This window comes from Streptomyces regalis, assembly GCF_001509475.1.
Lineage (GTDB): Bacteria > Actinomycetota > Actinomycetes > Streptomycetales > Streptomycetaceae > Streptomyces > Streptomyces regalis.
Genome location: NZ_LLZG01000360.1, coordinates 1 through 23235, shown reverse-complemented (window position 1 = coordinate 23235; position 23235 = coordinate 1). Strand labels below are relative to the sequence as shown.

At 70.7% G+C, this 23235-nt stretch carries 22 protein-coding genes; 9 read left to right on the top strand and 13 right to left on the bottom strand.

The features are described from left to right. Window positions 1-29: 29 nt before the first annotated feature. From ADL12_RS31715 to ADL12_RS31665, 11 genes are all read right to left on the bottom strand, one after another. Entirely contained in the window at window positions 30-1532 is a 1503-nt protein-coding gene (locus ADL12_RS31715) for a glycoside hydrolase family 43 protein (protein ID WP_062708138.1), read from the bottom strand. Next, window positions 1529-2374, bottom strand: coding sequence for a DUF6807 domain-containing protein (locus tag ADL12_RS31710; protein ID WP_062708135.1), 846 nt, complete (start codon window positions 2372-2374; stop codon window positions 1529-1531). The genes ADL12_RS31715 and ADL12_RS31710 overlap by 4 nt, the downstream gene beginning before the upstream one ends. After that, window positions 2374-3558, bottom strand: a complete 1185-nt coding sequence (locus ADL12_RS31705) for a Gfo/Idh/MocA family protein (protein WP_062708132.1) — start codon at window positions 3556-3558, stop codon at window positions 2374-2376. Before ADL12_RS31705 ends, ADL12_RS31710 begins: the two co-directional genes overlap by 1 nt. Next, entirely contained in the window at window positions 3555-5090 is a 1536-nt protein-coding gene (locus tag ADL12_RS31700) for a pectate lyase family protein (protein ID WP_244188126.1), read from the bottom strand. The genes ADL12_RS31705 and ADL12_RS31700 overlap by 4 nt, the downstream gene beginning before the upstream one ends. Continuing rightward, the gene (locus ADL12_RS31695; RefSeq protein WP_107120070.1) at window positions 5087-5983 is read right to left on the bottom strand and encodes a carbohydrate ABC transporter permease; all 897 of its coding nucleotides are present in this window, start codon (window positions 5981-5983) and stop codon (window positions 5087-5089) included. Before ADL12_RS31695 ends, ADL12_RS31700 begins: the two co-directional genes overlap by 4 nt. Next, window positions 5980-6915 carry a carbohydrate ABC transporter permease gene (locus ADL12_RS31690; protein WP_062708126.1) on the bottom strand — a complete coding sequence of 312 codons (936 nt, stop codon included), beginning with the start codon at window positions 6913-6915 and terminating at the stop codon, window positions 5980-5982. Before ADL12_RS31690 ends, ADL12_RS31695 begins: the two co-directional genes overlap by 4 nt. A gap of 178 nt (window positions 6916-7093) precedes the next feature. Beyond that, entirely contained in the window at window positions 7094-8839 is a 1746-nt protein-coding gene (gene araD, locus ADL12_RS31685) for an L-arabinonate dehydratase (RefSeq protein ID WP_062708124.1), read from the bottom strand. After that, the gene (locus ADL12_RS31680) at window positions 8836-9759 is read right to left on the bottom strand and encodes a dihydrodipicolinate synthase family protein (protein ID WP_062708121.1); all 924 of its coding nucleotides are present in this window, start codon (window positions 9757-9759) and stop codon (window positions 8836-8838) included. Before ADL12_RS31680 ends, araD begins: the two co-directional genes overlap by 4 nt. Continuing rightward, window positions 9756-10424 carry a GntR family transcriptional regulator gene (locus ADL12_RS31675; RefSeq protein ID WP_062708118.1) on the bottom strand — a complete coding sequence of 223 codons (669 nt, stop codon included), beginning with the start codon at window positions 10422-10424 and terminating at the stop codon, window positions 9756-9758. The genes ADL12_RS31680 and ADL12_RS31675 overlap by 4 nt, the downstream gene beginning before the upstream one ends. A gap of 149 nt (window positions 10425-10573) precedes the next feature. After that, window positions 10574-11323 carry an MBL fold metallo-hydrolase gene (locus ADL12_RS31670; RefSeq protein WP_062708115.1) on the bottom strand — a complete coding sequence of 250 codons (750 nt, stop codon included), beginning with the start codon at window positions 11321-11323 and terminating at the stop codon, window positions 10574-10576. Window positions 11324-11363: 40 nt separating this feature from the next. Further along, window positions 11364-11963 (bottom strand): TIGR03086 family metal-binding protein, encoded by a 600-nt coding sequence (locus ADL12_RS31665; RefSeq protein WP_062708113.1) that lies wholly within the window; start codon window positions 11961-11963, stop codon window positions 11364-11366. Window positions 11964-12454: 491 nt separating this feature from the next. Here ADL12_RS31665 and ADL12_RS31660 point away from each other — a divergent pair, with 491 nt between their 5' ends. Further along, on the top strand, window positions 12455-13696 hold the full coding sequence (locus tag ADL12_RS31660) for an MFS transporter (protein ID WP_062708110.1): 1242 nt from the start codon (window positions 12455-12457) through the stop codon (window positions 13694-13696). Here the strand turns inward: ADL12_RS31660 and ADL12_RS31655 are convergent. Then, window positions 13633-14796 (bottom strand): hypothetical protein, encoded by a 1164-nt coding sequence (locus ADL12_RS31655; protein WP_062708107.1) that lies wholly within the window; start codon window positions 14794-14796, stop codon window positions 13633-13635. The genes ADL12_RS31660 and ADL12_RS31655 overlap by 64 nt on opposite strands. Next, window positions 14793-15746, bottom strand: a complete 954-nt coding sequence (locus tag ADL12_RS31650) for a 5-dehydro-4-deoxyglucarate dehydratase (protein WP_062708103.1) — start codon at window positions 15744-15746, stop codon at window positions 14793-14795. The genes ADL12_RS31655 and ADL12_RS31650 overlap by 4 nt, the downstream gene beginning before the upstream one ends. A gap of 164 nt (window positions 15747-15910) precedes the next feature. Between ADL12_RS31650 and ADL12_RS31645 the strand changes: the two genes are divergently transcribed. From ADL12_RS31645 to ADL12_RS31610, 8 genes are all read left to right on the top strand, one after another. Further along, window positions 15911-16735: an NAD-dependent epimerase/dehydratase family protein gene (locus ADL12_RS31645; RefSeq protein WP_062708099.1), complete on the top strand. Its 825-nt coding sequence runs from the start codon at window positions 15911-15913 to the stop codon at window positions 16733-16735. Between the two features lie 313 nt (window positions 16736-17048). Then, window positions 17049-17831 (top strand): DeoR/GlpR family DNA-binding transcription regulator, encoded by a 783-nt coding sequence (locus tag ADL12_RS31640; RefSeq protein WP_062708097.1) that lies wholly within the window; start codon window positions 17049-17051, stop codon window positions 17829-17831. A gap of 126 nt (window positions 17832-17957) precedes the next feature. After that, window positions 17958-19319: an ABC transporter substrate-binding protein gene (locus ADL12_RS31635; RefSeq protein ID WP_062708095.1), complete on the top strand. Its 1362-nt coding sequence runs from the start codon at window positions 17958-17960 to the stop codon at window positions 19317-19319. Further along, window positions 19319-20266, top strand: a complete 948-nt coding sequence (locus ADL12_RS31630; RefSeq protein ID WP_062708092.1) for a carbohydrate ABC transporter permease — start codon at window positions 19319-19321, stop codon at window positions 20264-20266. The genes ADL12_RS31635 and ADL12_RS31630 overlap by 1 nt, the downstream gene beginning before the upstream one ends. Further along, window positions 20266-21132, top strand: coding sequence for a carbohydrate ABC transporter permease (locus ADL12_RS31625; protein ID WP_062708089.1), 867 nt, complete (start codon window positions 20266-20268; stop codon window positions 21130-21132). Before ADL12_RS31630 ends, ADL12_RS31625 begins: the two co-directional genes overlap by 1 nt. Then, window positions 21129-22118, top strand: coding sequence for a zinc-dependent alcohol dehydrogenase family protein (locus ADL12_RS31620; RefSeq protein ID WP_062708086.1), 990 nt, complete (start codon window positions 21129-21131; stop codon window positions 22116-22118). The genes ADL12_RS31625 and ADL12_RS31620 overlap by 4 nt, the downstream gene beginning before the upstream one ends. A gap of 238 nt (window positions 22119-22356) precedes the next feature. Next, on the top strand, window positions 22357-22578 hold the full coding sequence (locus ADL12_RS31615) for a hypothetical protein (RefSeq protein ID WP_062708082.1): 222 nt from the start codon (window positions 22357-22359) through the stop codon (window positions 22576-22578). Between the two features lie 71 nt (window positions 22579-22649). Beyond that, a partial coding sequence (locus ADL12_RS31610; protein ID WP_208614664.1) for a TerD family protein occupies window positions 22650-23235 on the top strand: 586 nt, incomplete at its 3' end.

The window sequence follows — 23235 nt, the reverse complement described above, 5'->3', positions numbered from 1 at the left end:
TGCGGCTCCCAACAGGCGGTACGAGTGAGTTACAAAGAGGTGATCCGGAACTGCGTGAAGCTCGCCGCGCCGGCGTGTCCCGGACCGGTGGGCGCGAGGGCGAACAGGCCGAGCAGGGCGCCGACCCAGCGCCAGGGGGTGGCTGCGAAGACGGGGCCGGACGGGCGCAGGCCCTCCCCGACGTCGTAGAAGAACCGGCAGCGCGCCCCCGCCCCGATCTCGATCCGCAGCCGCACCCGCCCCTCCGGTGCGAGCCGCGCGTGTTCGGCGTCCCGTTCCTTCTCCGCGACGGCCTCCGCGAACCGGTGCACCACGTGCACCTCTCCGTCCGTGCCCCGCTGGAGCCCGATCCAGCCGAACGCGTCCCCGAGCACCGCGAGCCCCGCCCGCGCCCCCGGCTCCGCACTGTCCAGCCGTAGTTCGACCTCGACCGCGCATGGCGTGCCGGGCAGCCTCTGCGTGAGGATGTTCGGCAGTTTGCGCAGGTCATGGGCGTCGGCGGAGCGGACGCAGGCCAGTTTCAGCCCGTCGCCGGAGTGCTGGGTGGCCCAGCCGTCATGGGGGTTGGCCGTCCACGACCACTGGCGGCCGAAGCGTCCGCCGGGGAAGTCGTCGTCGGTGGCGGGCGCGGCGGGCGGCTGCGGCGGCAGGTCGGGCAGTGGGTGTACGGCGACGGGGGCTCCGTCGTCACCGAGCACCGGCCAGCCGTCCGCGCCCCAGCGCATCGGCTGGAGGTGGACGACCCTGCCGTACGCGCCCCGCTGCTGGAAGTGCAGGAACCAGTCCTCACCGGAGGGGGTGCGCACCCAGCCGCCCTGGTGCGGTCCGTTGACGTCGGTGTCCCTCTGTTCGAGGACGATCTTCTCCTCGTACGGCCCGAAGAACTCGCGCGAACGGAAGGCGCCCTGCCAGCCGGTCTCCACGCCCCCGGCGGGGGCGAGGATCCAGAACCAACCGTCGTGCCGGTAGAGCTTCGGTCCTTCGAGGGTGAACCAGCCGGGGATCCGGTCCCCGTCGACGATCAGCTTGCCCTCGTCTAGGAGCTCGGTGCCGTCCGGGTGCATACGGTGGCCGGTGAGCCGGTTCTTCACCCCCGACCGGGACTTGGCCCAGGCGTGCACGAGGTAGGCCTCGCCGGTCTCGTCGTCCCACAGGGGGCACGGGTCGATCAGGCCCTTGCCTTCCTTCACCAGGTGCGGGCGGGTCCAAGGCCCGCGGATCTCGGGGGCGTTGACCTGGAAGATGCCCTGGTCGGGGTCGCCCCAGAAGATCCAGAAGCGGTCGTCGTGGTGACGGAGGGAGGGGGCCCAGACTCCGCAGTCGTGCCGCGGGGCCGCGAACTCTTCCGCCGGGTCGAGGTGGTCGACGGCGTGGCCGATCAGGGTCCAGTTGACCAGGTCACGGGAGTGCAGGAGGGGCAGGCCCGGAGCGCGGCCGAAGCTGGAGGCGGTGAGGTAGAAGTCGTCGCCGACGCGGACGACGTCCGGGTCGGACCAGTCGGCGTTGAGAATCGGATTGGTGTAGGTGGTCATGGGCTCACCGCCTTGCGGACCAGGGCCGCCGCTTCGAGCCGGCCGAGGCGGCCGTCGGCGACGACGGTGACGATGCGGCGTACGGCGGTCTCGCCGGGCGGGATCGGCAGGCGTTCCTCGGCGGCGAGGGAGGAGCCGACGCCGGGGTACTCCCCGGCGCGCACGAACCACGGATCCCGGCGGGTCTGTTCGGTGGCCCCGGCGAAGACCAGGGTCCAGGTGGAGCCCACGAGAGCCAGCCACGGGGCACGGATGCCGTGCACCTCCTGCTCGCCCTCGCGGTCGACGGTGAACACGTCCGGCGCCGAAGCTTCCTTGCGGGCCCGCCAGAAGAAGCCCCCGTAGGCCGCGCCGGGGCGGCCGTTGGTGGCGGGGCTGCCGATCGACAGGGGGTCGGAGGTGACGTTGGTCAGGGAGAAGGTGAAGTCCAACGCCCAGGCGGCGTCGGTGAGTTCGGTGGTCGCGACCGTGCGGCGCTCGCGCAGCAGCTCGGCCCCTGCCGCCACCCAGCGCAGTTCCTCGACGAAGCCGTCGGGGTCGCGCAGCTGGAAGGCGGTGTGGCGCTGGGCGCCGTGGTTGTCGAGCTCGGTCGGGCCCTGGTCGCGCACGTAGGTGCGCCCGCCCCAGAAGTTGTGCCCCTCGACGTCGGGAACGGCGACACCGACGCCGAGGTGGTGTATGTGATCGGCCGGGCTGAGTTCGGTGACCGCCGTGCCGGCCAGGGTGGTGACGGGGTGCAGATACGGGCGCGGGGAGAGCCGGGGCGGCAGTTCGGGCCGGGTGACGTACCGGCCGACCGGTCGGCCCGCGACGCGCAGCACCGGGGTGTCGTGGGGGGTCATCAGGTGCTCACCTCTTTCGTTCGTGCCGGAAGGGCCCAGGGGGCGCCCAGCTCGGAGTAGAGGGCGAGGGTGTCGGCGGCGGCCGCGACCAGGCCGTCGATGCCGGGCACGACCCGGCGCCGCTCGCCGGGTCCGCCGGGTTCGCCGGGTTCGCCCGGGAGCAGATGCCAGGCCTCGTCCGGGAGCGGGGCCGGGTCCGGGGCCAGCCGGATCGCCTCGACGACCTTCATGAAGGCGCCGGTCGCCTCGGGTGTGACCAGCAGGTCGGTGCCGTCGGTGAGGTGCTCGACGAGGTTCTCCAGCAGGTCGGTGCGGCCGTACTCGTACTCCTCGGGGCCGTGGTTCGCGCGCTGGAGCAGGACGCGGTCCTGCTTGTACCAGAAGGTGATCCGGCCGTGGTCGCCGTGGACGACGACGTACGGCTCGTCGGGGTCCTCGGCGCACAGGGTCGCGGCGACGACGACCTGGGGGCCGTGCGCGGTGGTGACGCGGACGCAGGAGGTGTCGTCGGACTCGATGGCGTTGGCGCGCAGCAACTCGGTCTCGATGGCGGTGACGTCCTCGGCGCGGGTCGTGCCGCCCAGCGCGAGGGCGGTGGCGACGGCGTGCGCGAGCGGGTTGGTCAGCACACCGTCGATCACGTCGACGCCGTTCAGACGCCGCTTGCCCGCCCAGGCTGCCCGCCGGTAGTACGCCTCGGCCCGCGCCCACGCGCCGGCCCCGCCGATCCCGACGATCCCGCCGATGGCACCCTCGGCCATCAGCGTCCGGATCGCCGGCACCGCGCCCGAGCCCAGCGACTGGAACCCGATCTGGCAGACCACCCCGGCCTCGGCGACCCCGTCGGCCATGCGCCGGAACTCGGCGTACGACGGGGCGGGCGGCTTCTCCAGCAGGAGGTGCACGCCTCGGCGGGCGGCCGTCAGGGCCAGGTCGGTGTGGGTCGGGATCGGCGTGCAGATCACCGCGACGCTCGCGCCGGTGGAGTCGAGGAGGGCACCGAAGTCGGCGGACTGCTCGGGCGTCCCCAGGCCGGCCGGGAGCTCGTCCTCGCCCAGCGGGGTCAGCTCGCAGATACCCGCGAGTCGCACGATCCCCTTGTCCTGAAGCCGGCGGATGTTGTCGAGGTGCCAGCGGCCGTGGCCGCGCGCGCCCGCCAGGACGATGGGTACGGCAGTGCTCATGGGGTCCTCCCTGCGCCCGCGCCGCGTGCCACCTCACGGTCGGCCGTGGCGGCGCTGTCGATCTTTGTGTGCAGGGTAGGTGTCCAGCCCACGTCGGCCGTGAGATCACGCTCGCTGCCGGAGTTGTAGGCGTTGTGGATGGCGAGCAGGTCCACCGGATAGCCGTTGAACAGGGTGCCGGACTGGTGGAGGGCGGTGCCGTTCCAGCTCTTGACCAGGTCGGCGACCTCGACGTGGCCGGGCGTGGTGAAGGCGTTGTTCTCGGCGTAGATGCCGGACTCGGTCGACACGCCGATGGAGTACCGGTAGTCGTGGGCGTCGGCCGGGACGACGTACCGGTTGTTGTAGAGGTGCACCTGCCCGAAGCGGACGCGCGGGGCGCGCTGGACGACGGACTCGAACTCGTTGTGGTGCAGGGTGACCCGCAGCTTGCCCCGGTCCCCGGTCGCCGTGTCGCCGTTGCCGATGAGCATCGCCTTGTCGTGGTCGGCGAACCGGCTCCAGGAGACGGTGACCAGGTCGGAGGCGTTGGTGATGTCCAGCAGGCCGTCGTGACGCAGGTAGTTCCGGCCGAAGTAGGTGGGCTCCTGCTCGTCCAAGTGGCCCTTGTCGCTGAGGCTCACATGGTCGATCCACACATGTGTGGCGCCGCGCAGCCATATGTTGTCGTACGCCGTCTTCCAGTCACCGAGGCCCCCTGTGTTGGGCTGCCACACAGGGAAGCAGTCGTAGGCGTCACGGAGTTCGAGGTTGCGGACGATGACGTTGTTCGCGCCCCTGAGCTGGAGGCTTGCGCCCTTGAGGACCGCGTTGTCGCCGAGTCCGACGAGGGTGGTGTGGGAGCCGACGGTCAACTCGATCCGCTCGGCCTGCTGGGCGGCCGAGGCCTGGCGGGCCTCCTCCTGCGGGCCGCTGGGCTTGGCGGAGCCCCAGGTGCGGGGGTCGTAGGCGGCCAGGTACTTCCTGGTGCTGTAGCCGTCGGTGGCGTAGTCGGCGCAGTCCAGGTGGTCGCCGTCGTCGTCGGTGTTGGCGTCGATGGTGCCGGCGATCCTGATGATCTTCGGCGTGGCGCTGCCCCCGTCGAGCGCACGGACGAGCTCGCTCCGGTTCCGTACGGTGAAGACATGGGCGTCGTCGGCGGTGGAACCCCCCGTGGTACCACCGTCGGCCGCCGCCCAGCCGTCGTTCGGGGCGAGGATGTCGCGGCTGATGTCGCTGAGCGGGCCGGGCGAAGTCCGCTCGCCCTGAAGGGGCGCGGCGCTGTATCGATATGCGGCTCCGCCGCGATGGGGAGCGACCAGCCACGATGGCGCCGCAGACGATCGACCGCCCATCGCGGCACTTCCCGCGGAACGCTCCGCGTCGTCGGCGGTGGAACCCCCCGTGGTACCACCGTCGGCCGCCGCCCAGCCGTCGTTCGGGGCGAGGGTGTCGCGGCTGATGTCGCGTGCCTGGGCCCCGGCCGGAGTGCTGAGCGCGAGGCCCAGCATCCCGGCAAGGAGGGCCAGTTGAACTCCCCTTCGGGTCCTCATCCCTTCACCGCCCCCGCGCTGAAGCCCGTGATCAGCCACTTCTGGATGAAGGCGAACACGATCACGACGGGTACGGCCGCGATGATGCCGCCCGCGGCGAGTGCGCCAAGGTCGACGCTGTCGGCGCCCATCAGGGTGTTGAGGCCGACCGGGATGGTCTGCTTCTCCTGGTTGTTGAGGAACATCAGGGCGAACAGGAAGTGGTTCCAGGAGTGCACGAAGGCGAAGGAGCCGACGGCGATCAGACCGGGGCGCAGCAGCGGCAGGACGACGATCCTGAAGGCCGTCATCCGGTTGCAGCCGTCGACCCAGGCCGCCTCCTCCAGGGTGTAGGGCACGTTCTTGATGAAGTTGCTGATCAGGATGATCGACAGCGGTAGCTGGAAGACGGTCTCCGCGAGGATGACGCTGCCCAGCGAGTTGATCATCTGCAGCTCGGCGAAGATCTCGAACAGCGGCACCAGGAGCAGCGCGCCCGGCACGAACTGGGAGCACAGCAGGGCGAGCATGAAGGCGCGCTTGATCTTGAAGTTGAAGCGCGCGAGGGCGTAGCCGCCGGCCAGGGCGACGAGGGTCGTCATCAGCAGGGTGACGACGCCGACCAGCACGCTGTTCTGGAAGTAGGTGCCGAAGCTCCGCTCCGTCCAGACCTTCTCGAAGTGGTCGAAGGTCATCGGCCAGGGCACGAGCGAGGTCGAGCCCGCCGGGCGCAGGGAGAAGAGCAGGATCCAGTAGAAGGGGATCAGGGTGAAGAGCAGGTAGATCGACAGCGGAAGGTAGATCTGCCAGCGAGGCACCTCGTCCCAGGAACGGTTCTTCTTCGACGGACGCGGCGGTTCGGGGGCGGCACGCATGGGGGCGGGCGCGGCCTTGGTGGCTTCCTTGACGCTCACTTGTCCTCACCTCCGAACTTGCTCAGCCGCAGATAGACCATCGAGCAGAAGAGCAGGATCACGAACGCGACCGTGGTCAGGGCGGACGCGTAGCCGAAGTTGTGTGCGTCGACGCTGGTGTTGGCGATGTAGAGCGGGAGCGTCGTGGTCTCTCCTGCCGGGCCGCCACCCGTCAGCGTGTAGAGCAGGTCGACGTTGTTGAACTCCCACACCGCGCGCAGCAGCGTGGACAGCACGATGGCGTCCTTCAGATGGGGCAGCGTGATGTGCCAGAACTGCTTGATCCGGCTGGCCCCGTCGACCTCGGCGGCCTCGTACAGGTCCTTGGAGACGGACTGGAGGTCGGCGAGGATGAGGATCGCGAAGAACGGCACGCCCCGCCACAGGTCGGCGACGATCGCCGCCGGGAACACGGTGGAGGTGTCCGACAGCCAGCTGGTGCCGTAGGAGCCGATGCCCACGTCGGCGAGGTAACGGGTGATGCCCGTCTGGGAGTTGTAGAGCAGCACCCAGATCGCCGAAGTCAGCACGCCGGAGACGGCCCACGGGGAGAACACGAGCGCACGGCCCAGCGCCCGTCCCACGAAGGTCTGGTTGACGATCAGCGCGAGCGCGAGCCCGAACAGCAGCTGCAGCCCGACCTCGACGAACACCCACTGGGCGCTGAAGACGAGCGTGTCCCAGAACAGCGGGTCGTCGGTGAAGGCGTGGACGAAGTTGTCGAAGCCCGCGAAGCCGTTCCGCCATGGCTTGGTGGGGTTGTACTCCTGCAGGCTGTAGTAGAAGACGCTGAGGACCGGGTAGGCGATGAAGCCCAGCATGAGCAGGGCCGCCGGGGCGATCAGCAGATACGGGAGCCTGCGCGGCGTGGCGGAGGCACGGCGTCGCCGGGGGGGCGCGGGCGGTTTCGCCACGGCTGCGGCTTGGGCCATGACTGGTCTCCGTTCTTGGTACGGCGTGCGTGCGGCTTGCTTCGTGGTGCAGGAAGCGCTTTCTCGATGGGCAGAGGTTGCCCGGATCGCGGTAGGGGGTGCCTCTTGTGGTTGTGTGGCGGCTGCGGGTGCATCGTGGTTGGTCGCGCAGTTCCCCGCGCCCCTGGCGGCGTTGGTGTCAGCCTGCGTATGGATCTGGGGACTTGCCCTGCCTTGCCAGGAACTCGAAGTCGCAGCCGGTGTCGGCCTGGGTGATCTGTTCGTTGTAGAGGGCGCCGTAGCCGCGCTCGTAGCGGGCGGGCGGCGGAGTCCAGTCGGCCCTTCGGCGCTCCAACTCCTCATCATTCACGTTGAGTTGGAGAGTGCGGGCCTCGACGTCCAGGGTGATCGTGTCCCCCGTCCGCACCAGGGCCAGCGGGCCGCCGATGTACGACTCCGGCGCCACGTGCAGCGCGCACGCGCCGTAACTCGTGCCGCTCATCCGGGCGTCGGAGATCCGCACCATGTCCCGTACGCCCTGCTTGAGCAGGTGGTCGGGGATCGGCAGCATGCCGTACTCGGGCATGCCGGGGCCGCCCTTGGGACCGGAGTTGCGCAGCACCAGCACACTGTCGGCGGTGATGTTCAGGGACGGGTCGTTGATGGTCCGCTGCATCGTCTTGTAGTCGTCGAAGACGACCGCGGGGCCGGTGTGCTTGAGCAGGTGCTGCTCGGCGGCGATGTGCTTGATGACGGCGCCGTCGGGGCAGAGGTTGCCGCGCAGGACCGCGACGCCGCCCTCGCGGGCGACCGGGTTGTCGCGGGTGCGGATGACGTCGTCGTTGTGGACGACGGCACCTTCGAGCTGCTCGCCCAGGGTGCCGTTGACCGTCGGCCGGTCCAGGTGCAGCAGGTCGGTGATCCGGGAGAGGAAGGCGGGCAGGCCGCCGGCGAAGTAGAAGTCCTCCATGAGGTACGTCTGTCCGCCGGGCCGGACGTTGGCCAGTACCGGGACCGTGCGGGCGATGTGGTCGAAGTCGTCGAGGGTGAGCTCGATGCCCGCGCGGCCCGCCATGGCGATCAGATGGATGACGGCGTTGGTGGAGCCGCAGAGGCCGAGGATGGTGGTGACGGCGTCCTCGAAGGCCTCGCGGCTGAGGATCTCCGACGGCTTGAGCCCGGTCCAGGCGAGCTCCACGGCGCGGCGCCCGGAGGCGGCGGCCATGCGCTCGTGCCCGGAGTCGACGGCCGGGATCGAGGAGGCGCCCGGCAGCGTCATGCCGAGGGCTTCCGCCGCCGCGGTCATCGTGGACGCAGTACCCATGGTCATGCAGTGACCGGGTGAACGCGCCAACCCGCCCTGCAGCTCCCGCAGTTCACAGTCCGTCAGGTTGCCCGCGCGGTGCTCGTCCCAGTACTTCCACATGTCGGTGCCGGACCCGAGGGTCTCACCGCGCCAGTGCCCCGGCAGCATCGGCCCGGCGGGCACGAAGATCGACGGAACATCGGCCGAGGCCGCGCCCATGAGCAGCGCCGGCGTCGACTTGTCGCAGCCGCCGAGCAGCACCGCCGCGTCGATCGGATACGACCGCAGTAGTTCCTCCGTCTCCATCGCGAGGAGGTTGCGGTAGAGCATCGGGGTCGGCTTCTGGTACGTCTCCGAGAGCGTGGAGACCGGGAACTCGAGCGGGAAGCCCCCGGCCTGCCACACCCCCCGCTTGACCGCCTCGGCACGCTCGCGCAGATGAACGTGGCACGGGTTGATGTCGGACCAGGTGTTGAGGACGGCGATCACCGGGCGGCCCCGGTACTCCTCCGCCTCGTAGCCGAGCTGGCGCATGCGGGCGTTGTGCGACCAGGTGCGCAGCTGGCCCTCGGCGCCGTACCACTGATGGCTTCTGAGTTCCTCGGGGCGCTTTCGGTCAGTGCTCTTCCTGCTCGTCATATCGACCACCCGGCGGCTATGGCGGCGACCTCGGCGCGCTCGTCCTCGGGCAGGTGCCGGCTCGGCGGGCGGACGTCGCGGCGGCACAGGCCGAGGGAGGCGAGGGCCTCCTTGACGACCGTGACATTGTTGGCGGAGCCGTTCGCGGCACGCAGCTCCTCGAAGCGGCGGATCTGCTCCCAGACCTTCATCGCGCCCGGATAGTCCCCGGATCGAAGCGCTTCGATCATGTTCAGCGAAACGGACGGGGCGACGTTCACGAGTCCGGAGGTGAAGCCGGTGGCGCCCGCGGAGAAGTACGAGGGCGCGTACGGCTCGGCGAGTCCCGCGACCCATACGAAGCGGTCGAGCCCGGCGTCCCGCGCGAAGGCGGCGAACTTGGCGGCGTCCGGTACGGCGTACTTCGCGCCGATGACGTTCGGGCAGTCGTCGGCGAGTTCGGCGAGGCGCGCGCCGCTGAGCTGGGCGTTGCGGATGTACGGCACGACGCCGAGCTCGGGGACGGCCTCGGCGATGGCGCGGTGGTAGTCGACCCAGCCGTTCTGGGAGACGTACGGGTGGACGGGCTGGTGGACCATCACCATCTGGGCGCCGAGTTCGCGGGCGTGCCGGGCGGAGGCGATGGCGGTCGGGATGTCGTGCCCGACGCCGACGAGGATGACGGCCCGCTCCCCCGCCTCGTCGAGGGTCAACTCGGTGACGAGGCGGCGCTCTTCGGGGGTGAGGGCGTAGAACTCGCCGGTGTTGCCGTTGGGGGTGAGGGTGGTGATGCCCCCGTCGAGGAGTCGACGCAGCAGGGCCCGGTGGGCGGACTGGTCGATGGTGCCGTCCTCGGCGAACGGGGTCACCGGGATCGCCACCACGTCGGCCAGGGCCGTCCGCTGGGTCTCGAACGTCTGGGTCTCGAACGTCGTGGTCATGCCGGACCGTCCTCTCCCTGGGCCTCGGCCCCCGCGCCGGGGAAGGCCCGCTCGACGAACGACGCGATGTGGGCGTGCAGGGCGCGCGCGGCGCCGTCCGCGTCCCCTTCGAGCGCGAGCCGCAGGATCTCCCGGTGCTCGCCGGCCTCCCGCTCCCAGGAAGGCGAGGCGGCCCAGGCGACGGCGGAGACGAGGGCGGCCTGGTCGCGGACCTCGTCGAGCATCCGGCCGAGCAGCGGGTTGCCGCACGGCAGGTAGAGGGCGCGGTGGAACTCCCGGTTGGCGAGGGAGCGTTCGGCGGTGTCGGCGGCGGCGTCGGCGCGAGTCAGCGCGTCACGGGCGGCGTCGAGGGAGGCACCGCGCCGAACCGCCCGCTTCAGGGCCTCGGGCTCCATCAGCAGCCGCACGTCGTAGACCTCGCGCGCCATGTCCGCGTCCACCATGCGCACCGTGACGCCCTTGTACTGGCTCATCACGACCAGCCCGGTCCCGGCCAGCGTCTTGAGCGCCTCGCGCACCGGGGTCTTCGACACCCCGAACTGCGCGGCCAGCTCGGTCTCGACCAGGGCCTGACCGGGCGTCAACTGCCCGGTGAGGATGCGGCGTTTGATCTCCTCCAGCACGTACTGCGTGCGGGAGGGGATCGGCGTGGGCACAGAGGTCATGCGCGCCTCTCGGATCTTCGCGGGATTGCATCTCGCGTATGGGATCTCACGTATCGCGTCTCATATATGACGTACGAAGTACGACGCGATGAAGGTAGGAGGGGGCGCATGTTTCGTCAATGCTTCTGACAAAGGAAGTTGAGGTTGCCTCAGATGTGCAGGATGTGGCCTTCGCGAGCGGTGAGGGTGGGACCGCCGAAGACCTCGGCGGCGCGGGCGGTCGCCGCCTCCGGGGTGAGCGAGGGCCCGACATGCGTGACGACGAGCTCCCGTACGCCCGCCCGGCGCGCGGCGGTTCCGGCGTCCTCGGGTGTCAGGTGCACCTGTTCGCCATCGCGATGCTCGTCGATGTCGGCCTCGCACAGGAACAGGTCGGCGTCGCGGGCGAGTTCGGTGAGCGCCGGGCAGGGACCGCTGTCCCCGGAGTACGCGAGAACCCGACCGCCGCTCTCCACCCGCAGCCCGTACGCCTCGACGTCGTGCACGACGGCACGCGAGGTGAGCAGCAGCTCGCCGTGGCGGGCAGTGTGACCGTCATACAGGGGCCGGAAGTCGAAGACGCCGCCCAGGAACCCGGCGTCCGCGCGCCCGAAGAAGGCGGCGAGGCGCTGCGCGCAGTCGCCCGGCGCGTAGACCGGAATGGGCGCGTCCGGAGTGAGCCCGCCGTAGGCCAGCCCGTAGAAGGCGGCGATCAGATCGGCGCTGTGATCGGCATGGAGGTGGGAGATCCAGACAGCACTGAGCCGGGCCGGGTGCGTATGCCGCTGCAACTCCGCGAAGGTGCCGGTCCCGGCGTCCACCCACACCTCGGCCCCGCCTGCGCGCACCAGATAGCCGGAGCAGGGGCGGCCGGGGCCGGGGTGCGGGGATGCGGTGCCGAGGACGGTGAGGGTGAGCATGCGGGGAGCGTATGTCCCCGCTGCCTCGGTGTGCCCGGGATTACGGCGCCCAGCCGGGGTCCCGCCCGCTCAGCCCCACGGCCCGGTCCAGCAGTGACGCCTCGTCCGGCACCGGGACGACCGGGCCGAAGATGCCGCCGCCCCGGTCGGGGTCGTCGGCGGCGGCGAGGAGGAAGTCGTACGACGCCTGGAGGGCGGCCGGGTCCGGTGCGTACGGCTGGCCCGTCGCCACGGCCAGGTCCCAGCCGTGGATCACCAGCTCGTCCGTGGCCACCGCCGCCGCCACGGCAGCGGGCAGGTCCACGCCGCCCGCCCGGGTCATGCCGACCCACGCCTCCGGAGCGCGCCACGCCTCGGCCAGTTCGTCGAGCACCTTGGGCAGCTCCTCGCGCCAGCCCGGCCCGATGTCCGGGACGGCGGCCTCGGGGCTGGTGTCGGTCGTGACACCCAGATCCTTCCGCCCGGCGTCCCGAAAGGCGACGGCCAGACCGATCAGGTGGCCCAGCAGATTGCGCACCGCCATCTCCGGGCAGGGCGTCCGCGCCGAGAGCTGATCGTCGGTGACGCCCTCCGCGAGGCGGGCCACGATGCGGGCCTGCGGTCCGAGGTCGAGGGTTGTGTCGGTATCGGTTTCGGTCATGGGCCGGCTCCTCATGGATGTGTTCCTGGGAGGTAGACCGGCGGGGGTGACGAAACTAATCGGCGGCGCTCACGAAACTCATCGGCGGGGCGGCCCTCTGGGGCAGGGGGCGCGCCGCGTGGAGGAGGGAGGGGGCGACGCGGGAGGAGGGGGACCGCTTGGAGGAGGCCGAGGGGGCGACACCCGACTAGGGGAACCGCCTGGAGGAGGCGGAGGGGCCGACGCCGGACGAGGGGAACCGCCTGGAGAAGGCCAAGCGGCCGACACCCGACGAGGGAGACCGCCTGGAGAAGGCCAAGCGGCCAACACCCGCCCCGGCACGCCACCTGGGGCAGGCCGAGTGGTCGCGCACGGCTAAACAAGGTTCACCCACCACACACGCACCCCACCACACGCCACCGCACGCCTTATGGCGCACAACGCGAAAAGCGCGCTGTCCAAGGCACTTCCCCGATCCGCACACCCCCGCCTCAGCCGCACGATGGCGAGGCATGACAACGACCCCCACCACCTGGGCCCTCCCCCGCGTCCTGCGCGACCGCAACGCCGCCCTCTACCTCACCGGAGTCGTGGTCTCCGGCTTCGGCACCTCGGCGTTGTGGCTGGCGTCCGGCGTCTGGGTCAAGGACCTCACCGGGTCCGACGGTCTGGCCGCGCTGTGCATGCTCGCCATGTGGGCACCCACCCTGGCCGGCCCGCTGCTCGGCACGCTCGCCGACTGCGCCCGCCGCAAGCCGCTGCTGATCGGCGCGAACCTCCTCCTGGCCGCCCTCCTGCTCACCCTCTTCACCGTCGACTCCCCCGCCCGCCTCTGGCTCCTCTTCGCGGTCCTGTTCGTCTACGGCGCCGCCGGTGTCGTGCACGACGCCGCCGAGTCCGCCCTCGTCGCCGGCGCGGTCCCCGCGTCCCTGCTCGGCGACTTCAACGGGCTGCGCATGACGGCCACCGAGGGCATGAAACTTCTCGCCCCGCTGGCCGGCGCGGGCGTCTACGCGGCGTACGGCGGCGCGAGCGTCGCCCTCCTCGATGCCGCCACTTTCGTGGCCGCGACCGGCCTGTACGCCTGCCTCCGCGTCCGCGAGACCACCCCCGCGCCGCCCACGATCAACTGGCGCGCCCAGACCGCCGAGGGCGCCCGTCACCTGTGGACCCACCCCCGGCTGCGCCCCCTCGTCCTGGCCGGCGGCACGACCATGCTCTTCGCCGGTCTCAACGGCGCGATGATCTACGCCGTCATCGACGGCCTCGGGCACTCCCCCACGTACGCCGGTGTGCTCTACGCCGTCCAAGGCGCCGGTTCCGTGGCGGTCGGGCTACTCTCCGGCACCGCGCTGCGCCGCCTCGACGAGCGCCGTTTCGCGGCGTACGGCATCGCGCTGACGGCCGTCGCCTCGGGCTTGCGGGCGATCCCGTCCGATCCAGTGGCGCTGGCGTGCAGCGCGGCCAGTGGGGTGGGCCTGCCCTGTGTGCTGATCGCCGCGCTCACCGCCGTCCAGCGGGAGACGCCGGACGCCCTCCTCGGCCGTACGGCCGCCACGGCCAACACCCTGGTGTTCGCGCCGAACGTCCTCGGGCTGGCCGTCGGCGCGGCGCTGGTCGAACTGATCGACCTGCGGCTGCTGTTGCCCGTCCTGGGCCTGGTGTGGCTGGTGACCGCGCTGCCGCTGCTTCAGAGCGCGGCCAGCGCCTCCCGCACCGCCACCAAGTCGCCGTCCGACGCCAACCCCGCGTGATAGAGCCGGATCTCCGTGGCTCCCAGCTCACGCGCGCGTGCCGCGTCCGACGCCAGTGTGCCCGGGCTGCCGCCCATCCCGGAGACCACACCGAAGTTGGCGGCGACGACCGCGCCCTTGCGCCCCTGCGCGGCGAACGGCGTCAGCAGAGCGGGCCCGCCCGCGCAGGGCACGACCACGCCGTCCGCGACGGAGAGGATGTGCTCGGGGTCGACGCCCGGGTTGGCGCCGACGTGGTACGTCACGGGGTCGGCGTGCAGCAGGATCTGGAAGCCGTCGGGGGCGGCCGCGCGGACCGCCCGGACCGCCGTCTCCTGGAGTGTGCGGGCGGTTTCGTCGCGCCACGCGCGCGTGGCCGCCGCGTTCGACTCGCCGAGCAGCTTCTCGACCCCGGCCCAGCCCTCGTCGGCGACCGTCCCCTGCCACAGGGGCTCCAGGGCGGCGCGTACGGCGGCCGCCAGCTCGTCGGCGTCCAGGCCCTGGTCGCCGTAGCCCTCCTTGCACGTCGGGCAGAAACAGAGCGCCATCAGGTACATCCCGGCGTCGCCGAGCGGGACCCCGCCGGTCTTGTCGTGTGCGTGCAGGTGCTGCAGCCCGTACCAGCCGAGGGACTCCAGCTCGGTGCCGCGCGCCCCGGGCCGTACGGCGGCTTCGGCGGCCAGGTCGACGAGGTACGCGCGTGTGGCGGGCTGTGCGATGCAGGGGGCCCAGGGGTAGCGGTCGCCGTAGGCGTTGACGACGGAGGTGTCGGGGTGCTCGGCGCCCAGGCGGGAGTTGTGCGCGAGGACCACCCAGGTGTGCACCTCCAGACCGGCGGCCGTGAGCGCGGCGGCCGCCTCGCCGAAGGCATCGCCGGGCGCCCAGTCCCCGGCCGGGTAGGGGCGCAGCTCCCGGCCCTGCCACCGGCCGTCCGTCGGGTACAGCACGCACGCGTGCTCGGCGGTGACGATGCGGTGGCGCGGGTGGCGGGGGGTGAGGGCGCGGGTGGAGTGGTAGGCGGCGGCGAGCGTCACCTGCGGCACGCCGAGGGCGGCGATTCTGGCGGGTGCCGCCGGGTCTCCGTTGACGTCCCAGGGGTAGACGAATGTCGACGCCTTCACTTGGATTCCTCCGGCTCCTTCTCCAGCAGCGCGTATCCGCGCTCGATCACCTCGGCGAGCTGCTTGACATGATCCTCGCTCGGCTCGTGCAGCGGGGGCCGGACCTCCCCCACGGCCGGCCCGCGCAGCCGTACCCCGGCCTTGACGAGGGCGACGGCGTATCCGCGACCCCGGGCGCGCAGCTCGACGAACGGGCGGTAGAAGCCGTCCAGGAGACGGTTCACCGTCGTGTCGTCGCCGGCCTCCAGTGCCCGGTGGAAGGCGAGGGCGATCTCGGGGGCGAAGCAGAACACCGCGGAGGAGTAGAGCGGGACCCCGATCGCGCGGTAGGCGAGCTGGGTCTGCTCGGCGGTCGGCAGGCCGTTGAAGTAGAGGAAGTCGCCGGGGACCTCAGTGCGTACGGCGCTGACGATCCGCTGCATGAGGTCCAGGTCGCCGAGGCCGTCCTTGAGGCCGATGATCCCGTCGGTGCGGGCGAGTCCGACGACGGTGTCCGGGGTGAACACGGCGTTGTCGCGCTGGTAGACGATGACGGGGAGCGCGGTCGCCGCCGCGACCTCCCGGTAGTGCCGCAACAGCCCCTCCTGCCCGGCGACGACGAGATACGGCGGCATGGCGAGCAGCCCGTCCGCCCCGGCCGCCTCGGCGAGCTGCGCGTACCGCACGGCGAGGGCGGTGCCGTACCCGGCGCCCGCGACGACCGGCACCCGTCCCGCCACCTCCTCGACGGCCGCCCGCACGCACGCCTGGAACTCCTCGGGCGTGAGCGCGTGGAACTCCCCGGTGCCGCAGCACGCGAACACGGCGGCGGCCCCGGCCTCGACGCCTCGGCGCACATGGGTGCGGTAGGTGTCGAGATCGACCGCGCCATCGGGACCGTACGCCGTGACGGGGAAGAACAGGGGTCCGCTGGGAATGCCGAGTCGAGCGGCGAGGGGGGCAGTCGTCACGGGCTCTCCCTGGAACGAGGCGGTGAGTACAGGATTCTGATCAGAGTTTACGTTTATGAACGCTGGCTGCACCACCCTTGACGAGGAGGGGTGGTGATCCTTAACTAGTCCACGAATGTGAATACCGTGCACGCATGAGGCCGCTGATCGAAGGAGAACCGAGGATGCCAGCCCCCCGCACCGTTCTGCTCACCGGCGCCGCCGGCGGCCTCGGCACCCTGATGCGGGACCTGCTCCCGGCGTACGGCTACGAGCTGCGGCTGCTCGATCTGCGTCCCGTCGACGGCGAGCCGGACTCGATCGTCACCGACCTCGCCGACAAGGACGCGGTGCGCGAGGCCGTGCGGGGCGTCGACGCGATCATCCATCTCGCGGGCATCTCCCTGGAAGCCCCGTTCGAGAAGATCCTCAAGGCGAACATCGAGGGCACCTACCACCTGTACGAGGCCGCCCGCGAGGAGGGCGTGGAGCGCATCGTCTTCGCCTCCTCCAACCACGCCGTCGGCTTCACACCCCGCCCCCAGGGCGACACACCTCTTGATCCGAGCGCGCTCATCCCGATCGACACCCCGCGCCGCCCGGACACCTTCTACGGCCTGTCCAAGTCCTTCGGCGAGGATCTCGCGCAGTTCTACTGGGACAAGTACGGCCTGGAGACGGTGTCCGTCCGCATCGGCTCCTGCTTCCCCGAGCCGACCAGCGTCCGCATGCTCTCGGTGTGGATGAGCCCCGCCGACGGCGCCCGCCTCTTCCACGCGGCCCTGACCGCCGAGAACGTCGAGCACACCGTCGTCTACGGCTCCTCCGCGAACACGCGCCTGTGGTGGGACCTGACCACCGCGCGCACCCTCGGCTACGAGCCGCAGGACGACTCCGAACCGTACGCCGAGAAGCTCATCGCCGAGCAGGGCGACCTCGAACCGGACAACGTCGCGCACGCCTACCTGGGCGGCCACTTCGTCAGCGACCCGCCGATCTGGCCGTACTGACCCCGCCGGCACGGCGGAAAACGAGCGTCCGGGAAGCGGGCGGGCACCGAACGGGCCCGTCCGCTTCCGCATTCGGGCATCCGCGCTGCCCGATCTCACGTCACGATCTTCGGTCGCCCAGGTCCGACACGGTCACGCGCCGAGCCGAACGGGCACAAACGGGCAGTATCGACTCGACAACAGGCCTGTTCAGTCCCGCTTTGCCGCTGTAGAACTTCCCCCATGGGCCCCACCGGGCCCGAACGGGCAACACAACCCGACCGCCCCGCAGGCGATCGAGTCACGCAGCACAGCACGGAAGCGGGTGTCGACGATGACGACGGCGAATACGGCGAAGACCGCCGAGGAACGCCAGCGTGAGATCGTGCGCATCGCGCGGGCCACCGGCTCGGTCGACGTCACCGCGCTCGCCACCGAACTGGGCGTCGCCAAGGAGACCGTACGCCGGGACCTGCGCGTCCTGGAGGACCACGGCCTCCTCCGCCGCACCCACGGCGGCGCCTACCCCGTGGAGAGCGCGGGCTTCGAGACGACGCTCGCCTTCCGCGCCACCAGCCACGTGCCCGAGAAGCGCCGGATCGCGGCCGCGGCGGCCGGGCTGCTCGGGGACGCCGAGACGGTCTTCGTCGACGAGGGCTTCACCCCGCAACTCGTCGCCGAGGCCCTGCCCAGGGACCGGCAGCTGACCGTGGTCACCGCGTCCCTGCCGGTCGCCGGCTCACTCGCCGAGGCCGAGAACATCTCGGTCCTGCTGCTCGGCGGCCGGGTGCGCTCCGGCACGCTGGCCACCGTCGATCACTGGACGACGAAGATGCTCGCCGGCTTCGTCATCGACCTGGCGTTCATCGGCGCCAACGGCATCTCCCGCGATCACGGCCTCACCACGCCCGACCCTGCGGTCAGCGAGGTCAAGTCGCAGGCGATCCGGTCCGCGCGGCGCACGATCTTCGCCGGGGTCCACACCAAGTTCGGAGCGGTCAGCTTCTGCCGGTTCGCCGACGTCGGCGCCCTGGAGGCGATCGTGACGAGCACGCTGCTCCCCGCATCCGAGGCCCACCGCTACTCACTCCTCGGGCCGCAGGTCATCCGCGTCTGACGTCCTGGCCGACTCCGGCACCACACCTCGCCCAACCAAAGATCCAGAAATCCAACCGACCCACCCCGTAGGGCACCTCCATACCCACCCCCGTCCCCTTTGCATCTAAATGTCCAGGAGCACCCCATGCGAACCCAGAGCCGACGCGCGCCACGCCACCTCCTCCTCGTGGCCGCCGTAGGGACGCTGATCACTCCGCTCGCCGCCTGCGCGGGCGCCGGCGGGTCCGGATCCTCCGGCGGCGACTCCATCAACGTCCTGATGGTGAACAACCCCCAGATGGTGGAGCTGCAGAAGCTCACCGCGGACAACTTCACCAAGGACACCGGCATCAAGGTGAACTTCACCGTCCTGCCGGAGAACGACGTCCGGGACAAGATCAGCCAGGACTTCGCCAACCAGGCGGGCCAGTACGACGTCGCCACCCTCAGCAACTACGAGATCCCCATCTACGCCAAGAACGGCTGGCTCCACTCCCTGGACTCGTACGTCAAGAGCGACACCGCCTTCGACCAGGACGACGTCCTCACCCCGATGACACAGGCCCTGACCGCGGAGGACGGCAAGCTCTACGGCGAGCCCTTCTACGGCGAGTCCTCCTTCCTGATGTACCGCAAGGACATCTTCGACAAGGCGGGCCTGACCATGCCCGCCAAGCCCACCTGGAAGCAGGTCGCCGACCTCGCCGCGAAGGTGGACGAGTCCGAGTCCGACATGAAGGGCATCTGCCTGCGCGGCCTGCCGGGCTGGGGCGAGGTCATGGCGCCGCTGACCACGGTCGTCAACACCTTCGGCGGCACCTGGTTCGACAAGGACTGGAACGCACAGCTGGACTCCAAGGAGTTCAAGGAGGCCACGCAGTTCTACGTCGACCTGGTCCGTAAGCACGGCGAGTCCGGCGCCGCACAGTCCGGCTACGCCGAGTGCCTGAACAACATGACCCAGAGCAAGACGGCCATGTGGTACGACGCCACCGCCGGCGCCGGCTCCCTGGAGGCCTCCGGCTCCCCGGTCAAGGGCAAGATCGGCTACGTCCCGGCGCCGGTCGAGAAGACCGACAGCTCCGGCTGGCTCTACACCTGGGCCTGGGGCGTCCAGAAGGCGTCCAAGAACGCCGAGAACGCCTGGAAGTTCATCTCCTGGGCCTCCGGCAAGGACTACGAGAAGCTCGTCGGCGAGAAGATCGGCTGGGCCAACGTGCCGGGCGGCAAGCGCACGTCGACGTACGACATCCCGGAGTACCGCAAGGATGCGGCCGCCTTCGCGGACGTCACCCGTGACGCCATCGCGGGCGCCAAGCCCGAGGACCCGGGCGTGCAGCCCCGGCCCGCGCCCGGCATCCAGTTCGTCGGCATCCCCGAGTTCACCGACCTGGGCACCAAGGTCTCCCAGGAGATCAGCTCCGCGATCGCCGGGCGGCAGTCGGTGGACAGCGCGCTGAGCAAGGCGCAGAAGCTCGCCGAGGCCGTCGGAAAGAAGTACCAGTAATGACCGTGACGACTCCCCCCACCCGGATCGCCGCCGCCTCCCCGCGACCGGCGGCCCGGCGGCCGAACCGTATGCGCGCCTGGGCCACCCGGGCCCCGCTGCTGCCCGCACTGATCTTCATGATCGTCGTGACACAGCTGCCCTTCGTGGCCACCCTGGTCATCTCGTTCTTCGACTGGAACGCCCTCTACCCCGACGACCGCCACTTCGCCGGCTTCGCCAACTACTCGGAAGTGCTGAGCACCCCCGAACTGCGCAAGTCGGTGTGGACGACGGTCCTGCTGACCGCCACGGTCGTACTCGTCAGCCTGGTCCTCGGCCTGCTGCTGGCGCTCCTGCTGGACCGCAAGTTCCGCGGCCGGGCAGCAGTCCGCACCATGCTCATCGCCCCGTTCCTGCTGGTGCCGATCGCGGCCGCGCTGCTGTGGAAGCACGTGCTCTTCAATCCCGAGTACGGCCTGTTCAACGGCATCCTGCACTGGATCGGAGGCAGCGGAGCCGCCCAGCCGGACTGGATCTCCGAAATGCCGCTGATGGCGGTGGAGGCCTCGCTGATCTGGCAGTGGACTCCCTTCATGACGCTGATCCTGCTCGCCGGACTGCAGAGCCGTGACCCGCAACTCATCGAAGCGGCGCGGGTGGACGGCGCGAACGACTGGCAGGTGTTCATCCACATGACGCTGCCGCACATCCGCCGGTACATCGAACTGAGCGTGCTGCTCGGCTCGATCTACATCGTGCAGAACTTCGACGCGGTGTACACCATCACCTCCGGCGGCCTGGGCACCGCGAACCTGCCGTACACCATCTACCAGACCTTCTACCAGGCACACGAGAACGGCCTCGCCTCGGCGGCCGGCGTGATCGTCGTCATCGGCTCGATCATCCTCGCGACCTTCGCCCTGCGCGTCGTGTCGTCCCTGTTCCGCGCGGAGGTGTCCCGCTGATGACCACGCTCACCACCGCAGCCCCACGACGACTGCCGTTCCGCGGCCGGTTCCAGGGCGCCGCCCTGGGAGTCGTCGCCTGGCTGGCTGGCATCCTGTTCGTCCTCCCCATCCTCTGGATGGCCCTGACGTCCTTCCACTCGGAGTCTGACGCCGCAACCAACCCGCCCTCCCTCGCCGCCTCCCTCACCCTGGACGGCTACCGCGAGTTCTTCGGCGCGGGCGGCGGCGCCGGCCCCTGGCCCTCCCTGATCAACTCGGCGACGGCGTCGGTGGCTTCGACGCTGCTGACGCTGCTCCTGGCACTACCTGCCGCCTACGCACTGTCGATCCGCCCGGTGAAGAAGTGGACCGACGTCCTGTTCTTCTTCCTCTCCACGAAGATGCTGCCGCTGGTGGCGGGCCTGCTGCCGATCTACTTGTTCGCGAAGAACACCGGCCTGCTCGACAACATCTGGGCGCTGGTCATCCTCTACACGGCCATGAACCTGCCGATCGCGGTGTGGATGATGCAGTCCTTCCTCGCCGAGGTGCCGGTCGCGATCATCGAGGCGGCGCAGATCGACGGCGCGAGGCTGCCGACGATCCTGTGGCGCGTGGTCGCCCCCATCGCCCTGCCGGGCATCGCGGCAACGTCGCTGATCTGCTTCATCTTCAGCTGGAACGAGCTGCTGTTCGCCCGAGTGCTGACCGGCGTGGTGGCGGAGACCGCCCCCGTCTTCCTGACCGGCTTCATCACCAGCCAGGGCCTGTTCCTGGCCAAGGTGTGCGCCGCGTCGCTCGTCATCTCCCTGCCGGTACTCGCCGCGGGGTTCGCCGCCCAGGACAAGCTGGTCCAGGGCCTGTCGTTGGGAGCCGTGAAATGAAGGCCGCCGTCATCGAGTCCGTGGGCAAGGCCGTCGTCGCCGAGGTCCCGGACCCGACGCCAGGACCGCGCGACGTCGTGGTCGAGGTCGCAGCGTGCGGCCTGTGCGGAACCGATCTCCACATCCTCCAGGGCGAGTTCGCACCGAAGCTGCCGATCGTGCCCGGGCACGAGTTCGCGGGCGAGGTGGTCGGGGTCGGCACGCAGGTCACGGAGCTGTCGGTGGGCGACCGGGTCGCGGTCGACCCGTCGTTGTACTGCTACGAGTGCCGGTACTGCCGTACCGGCCACAACAACCTGTGCGAGCGGTGGGCCGCGATCGGTGTGACGACGGCGGGGGGCGCGGCGCAGTACGCGGTGGCGCCGGTGGCGAACTGCGTACGGCTCCCCGAGCACGTCCGCACCCAGGACGCCGCACTGGTGGAGCCCCTGTCCTGCGCCGTCCGCGGCTACGACGTCCTGCAGTCCCGTCTCGGTGCCCACGTCCTGATCTACGGCTCGGGAACGATGGGCCTGATGATGCTGGAGCTGGCCAAGCGGACCGGGGCGGCGAGCGTGGACGTGGTCGACGTGAACCCGGCCCGGCTGGAGACGGCACGGCGCCTCGGCGTCTCGGCGTCCGCAGCGAACCCGGACGAGCTGGACCGGCCGCAGGGCTGGGACCTGGTGGTGGATGCGACGGGCAACGCGGCGGCGATCCAGGACGGGCTGGACCGGGTCGCGAAGGCGGGCACGTTCCTGCAGTTCGGGGTGGCGGACTATGCGACGCGGGTGACGATCGATCCGTACCGCATCTACAACCAAGAGATCACGATCACGGGCTCCATGGCGGTCCTGCATAGCTTCGAGCGTGCGGCGGAGCTGTTCGCGACCGGGGTCCTCGACCCCGAGATCTTCATCAGCGACCGGATTCCGCTGGAGCGGTATCCCGAGGCGCTGGAGCAGTTCGCGTCCGGGGTGGGCCGCAAGATCGTGGTGGTGCCGTAGGGGATTCTCGCCCCCGCCGCCCCTACCCGTCCCATCCCCCAGGGGCTCCGCCCCCTGGACCCCCGCTCCTCAAACGCCGGAGGGGCTGATTTCAGCCCGTCCGGCGTTTGAGGACGAGGCCCGGTTCAGGGCCGAAGCGGGGGTCTGGGGGCCGCAGGCCTCCAGGGACGGGACGGGTAGGGGCGGCGGGGGCGAAACCCGCTGGGCCGCACCACCCCGCACCCGTACGATCCCGACCATGCCAACCCCACACGGCTTCCACTACGAGGCCATCCCCGACGGCACCATCCGCATCACCCACCACGGCCACCCCGCCACAACCCTCCGCGGCCACCGAGCCGACGAATTCCGCGCCGAGGTCGAAGCGGGCGACCCCCAGCTCGTCATGGCCCGCTGGACCGGGAACTACAAGCGCGGCAACGAACGCACCGCCCGCAACCACCCCCGCAACCGCCGCTGACCCTTCCGCCAAATGGGCCCTGGGTAAGGGAACGGTAAAACGCCCCCGCTCGTTCACTCGGCATGACAGCTATGACCCCCGGCTCGAACATCCCTCTCTCCGCCGCGCGCGTGACGGTGGACGTCGCCGCCCCGGTGCGGCTCGACGTATCGGGCCTGCTGCTCACCGCCGACGGCAAGGTGCGCTCCGACGACGACTTCATCTTCTACAACCAGCCCCAGGGCCCCGGCGTGACATACCGCTCGGGCGGCGGCACCAGCCCCGACGCGATCACGGTCGACACGACGGCCGTTCCCCCCGGCATCGAGAAGATCGTCGTCACCGCCAGCCCGGACGCCGCCGGCCAGACCTTCCAGGGCATCGAACCGACGGCCACCATCCGCAACGCGGACGACAACAGCGTCCTGGCCACCTTCACGCCCCCGCAGCTCGGCACCGAGACGGCACTGGTGATCGTCGAGGTCTATCTGCGGGGCGGCGCCTGGAAGGCCCGCGCGGTCGGCCAGGGCTACGCCAACGGCCTGGCCGGCATCGCCACCGACTTCGGCGTCACGGTCGAGGAACCGGCCCCGGCCGCCGCCCCGGTAGCCCCGCCGCAGCCCACCATGCAGCCCCCGGTCGCCCCGCCCGCACCACCGATGTCCACTCCCCCGGCGC

Excerpts from the sequence above, each read along its gene's own strand:
- ADL12_RS31700 (WP_244188126.1), bottom strand. The coding sequence starts at position 5,090 with ATGAGGACCCGAAGGGGAGTTCAACTGGCCCTCCTTGCCGGGATGCTG.
- ADL12_RS31660 (WP_062708110.1), top strand. The coding sequence starts at position 12,455 with ATGACAACGACCCCCACCACCTGGGCCCTCCCCCGCGTCCTGCGCGAC.
- ADL12_RS31705 (WP_062708132.1), bottom strand. The coding sequence starts at position 3,558 with ATGAGCACTGCCGTACCCATCGTCCTGGCGGGCGCGCGCGGCCACGGC.
- ADL12_RS31615 (WP_062708082.1), top strand. The coding sequence starts at position 22,357 with ATGCCAACCCCACACGGCTTCCACTACGAGGCCATCCCCGACGGCACC.
- araD (WP_062708124.1), bottom strand. The coding sequence starts at position 8,839 with ATGACGAGCAGGAAGAGCACTGACCGAAAGCGCCCCGAGGAACTCAGA.
- ADL12_RS31630 (WP_062708092.1), top strand. The coding sequence starts at position 19,319 with ATGACCGTGACGACTCCCCCCACCCGGATCGCCGCCGCCTCCCCGCGA.
- ADL12_RS31675 (WP_062708118.1), bottom strand. The coding sequence starts at position 10,424 with ATGACCTCTGTGCCCACGCCGATCCCCTCCCGCACGCAGTACGTGCTG.
- ADL12_RS31680 (WP_062708121.1), bottom strand. The coding sequence starts at position 9,759 with ATGACCACGACGTTCGAGACCCAGACGTTCGAGACCCAGCGGACGGCC.
- ADL12_RS31670 (WP_062708115.1), bottom strand. The coding sequence starts at position 11,323 with ATGCTCACCCTCACCGTCCTCGGCACCGCATCCCCGCACCCCGGCCCC.
- ADL12_RS31710 (WP_062708135.1), bottom strand. The coding sequence starts at position 2,374 with ATGACCCCCCACGACACCCCGGTGCTGCGCGTCGCGGGCCGACCGGTC.
- ADL12_RS31620 (WP_062708086.1), top strand. The coding sequence starts at position 21,129 with ATGAAGGCCGCCGTCATCGAGTCCGTGGGCAAGGCCGTCGTCGCCGAG.
- ADL12_RS31635 (WP_062708095.1), top strand. The coding sequence starts at position 17,958 with ATGCGAACCCAGAGCCGACGCGCGCCACGCCACCTCCTCCTCGTGGCC.
- ADL12_RS31645 (WP_062708099.1), top strand. The coding sequence starts at position 15,911 with ATGCCAGCCCCCCGCACCGTTCTGCTCACCGGCGCCGCCGGCGGCCTC.
- ADL12_RS31640 (WP_062708097.1), top strand. The coding sequence starts at position 17,049 with ATGACGACGGCGAATACGGCGAAGACCGCCGAGGAACGCCAGCGTGAG.
- ADL12_RS31665 (WP_062708113.1), bottom strand. The coding sequence starts at position 11,963 with ATGACCGAAACCGATACCGACACAACCCTCGACCTCGGACCGCAGGCC.
- ADL12_RS31715 (WP_062708138.1), bottom strand. The coding sequence starts at position 1,532 with ATGACCACCTACACCAATCCGATTCTCAACGCCGACTGGTCCGACCCG.
- ADL12_RS31625 (WP_062708089.1), top strand. The coding sequence starts at position 20,266 with ATGACCACGCTCACCACCGCAGCCCCACGACGACTGCCGTTCCGCGGC.
- ADL12_RS31690 (WP_062708126.1), bottom strand. The coding sequence starts at position 6,915 with ATGGCCCAAGCCGCAGCCGTGGCGAAACCGCCCGCGCCCCCCCGGCGA.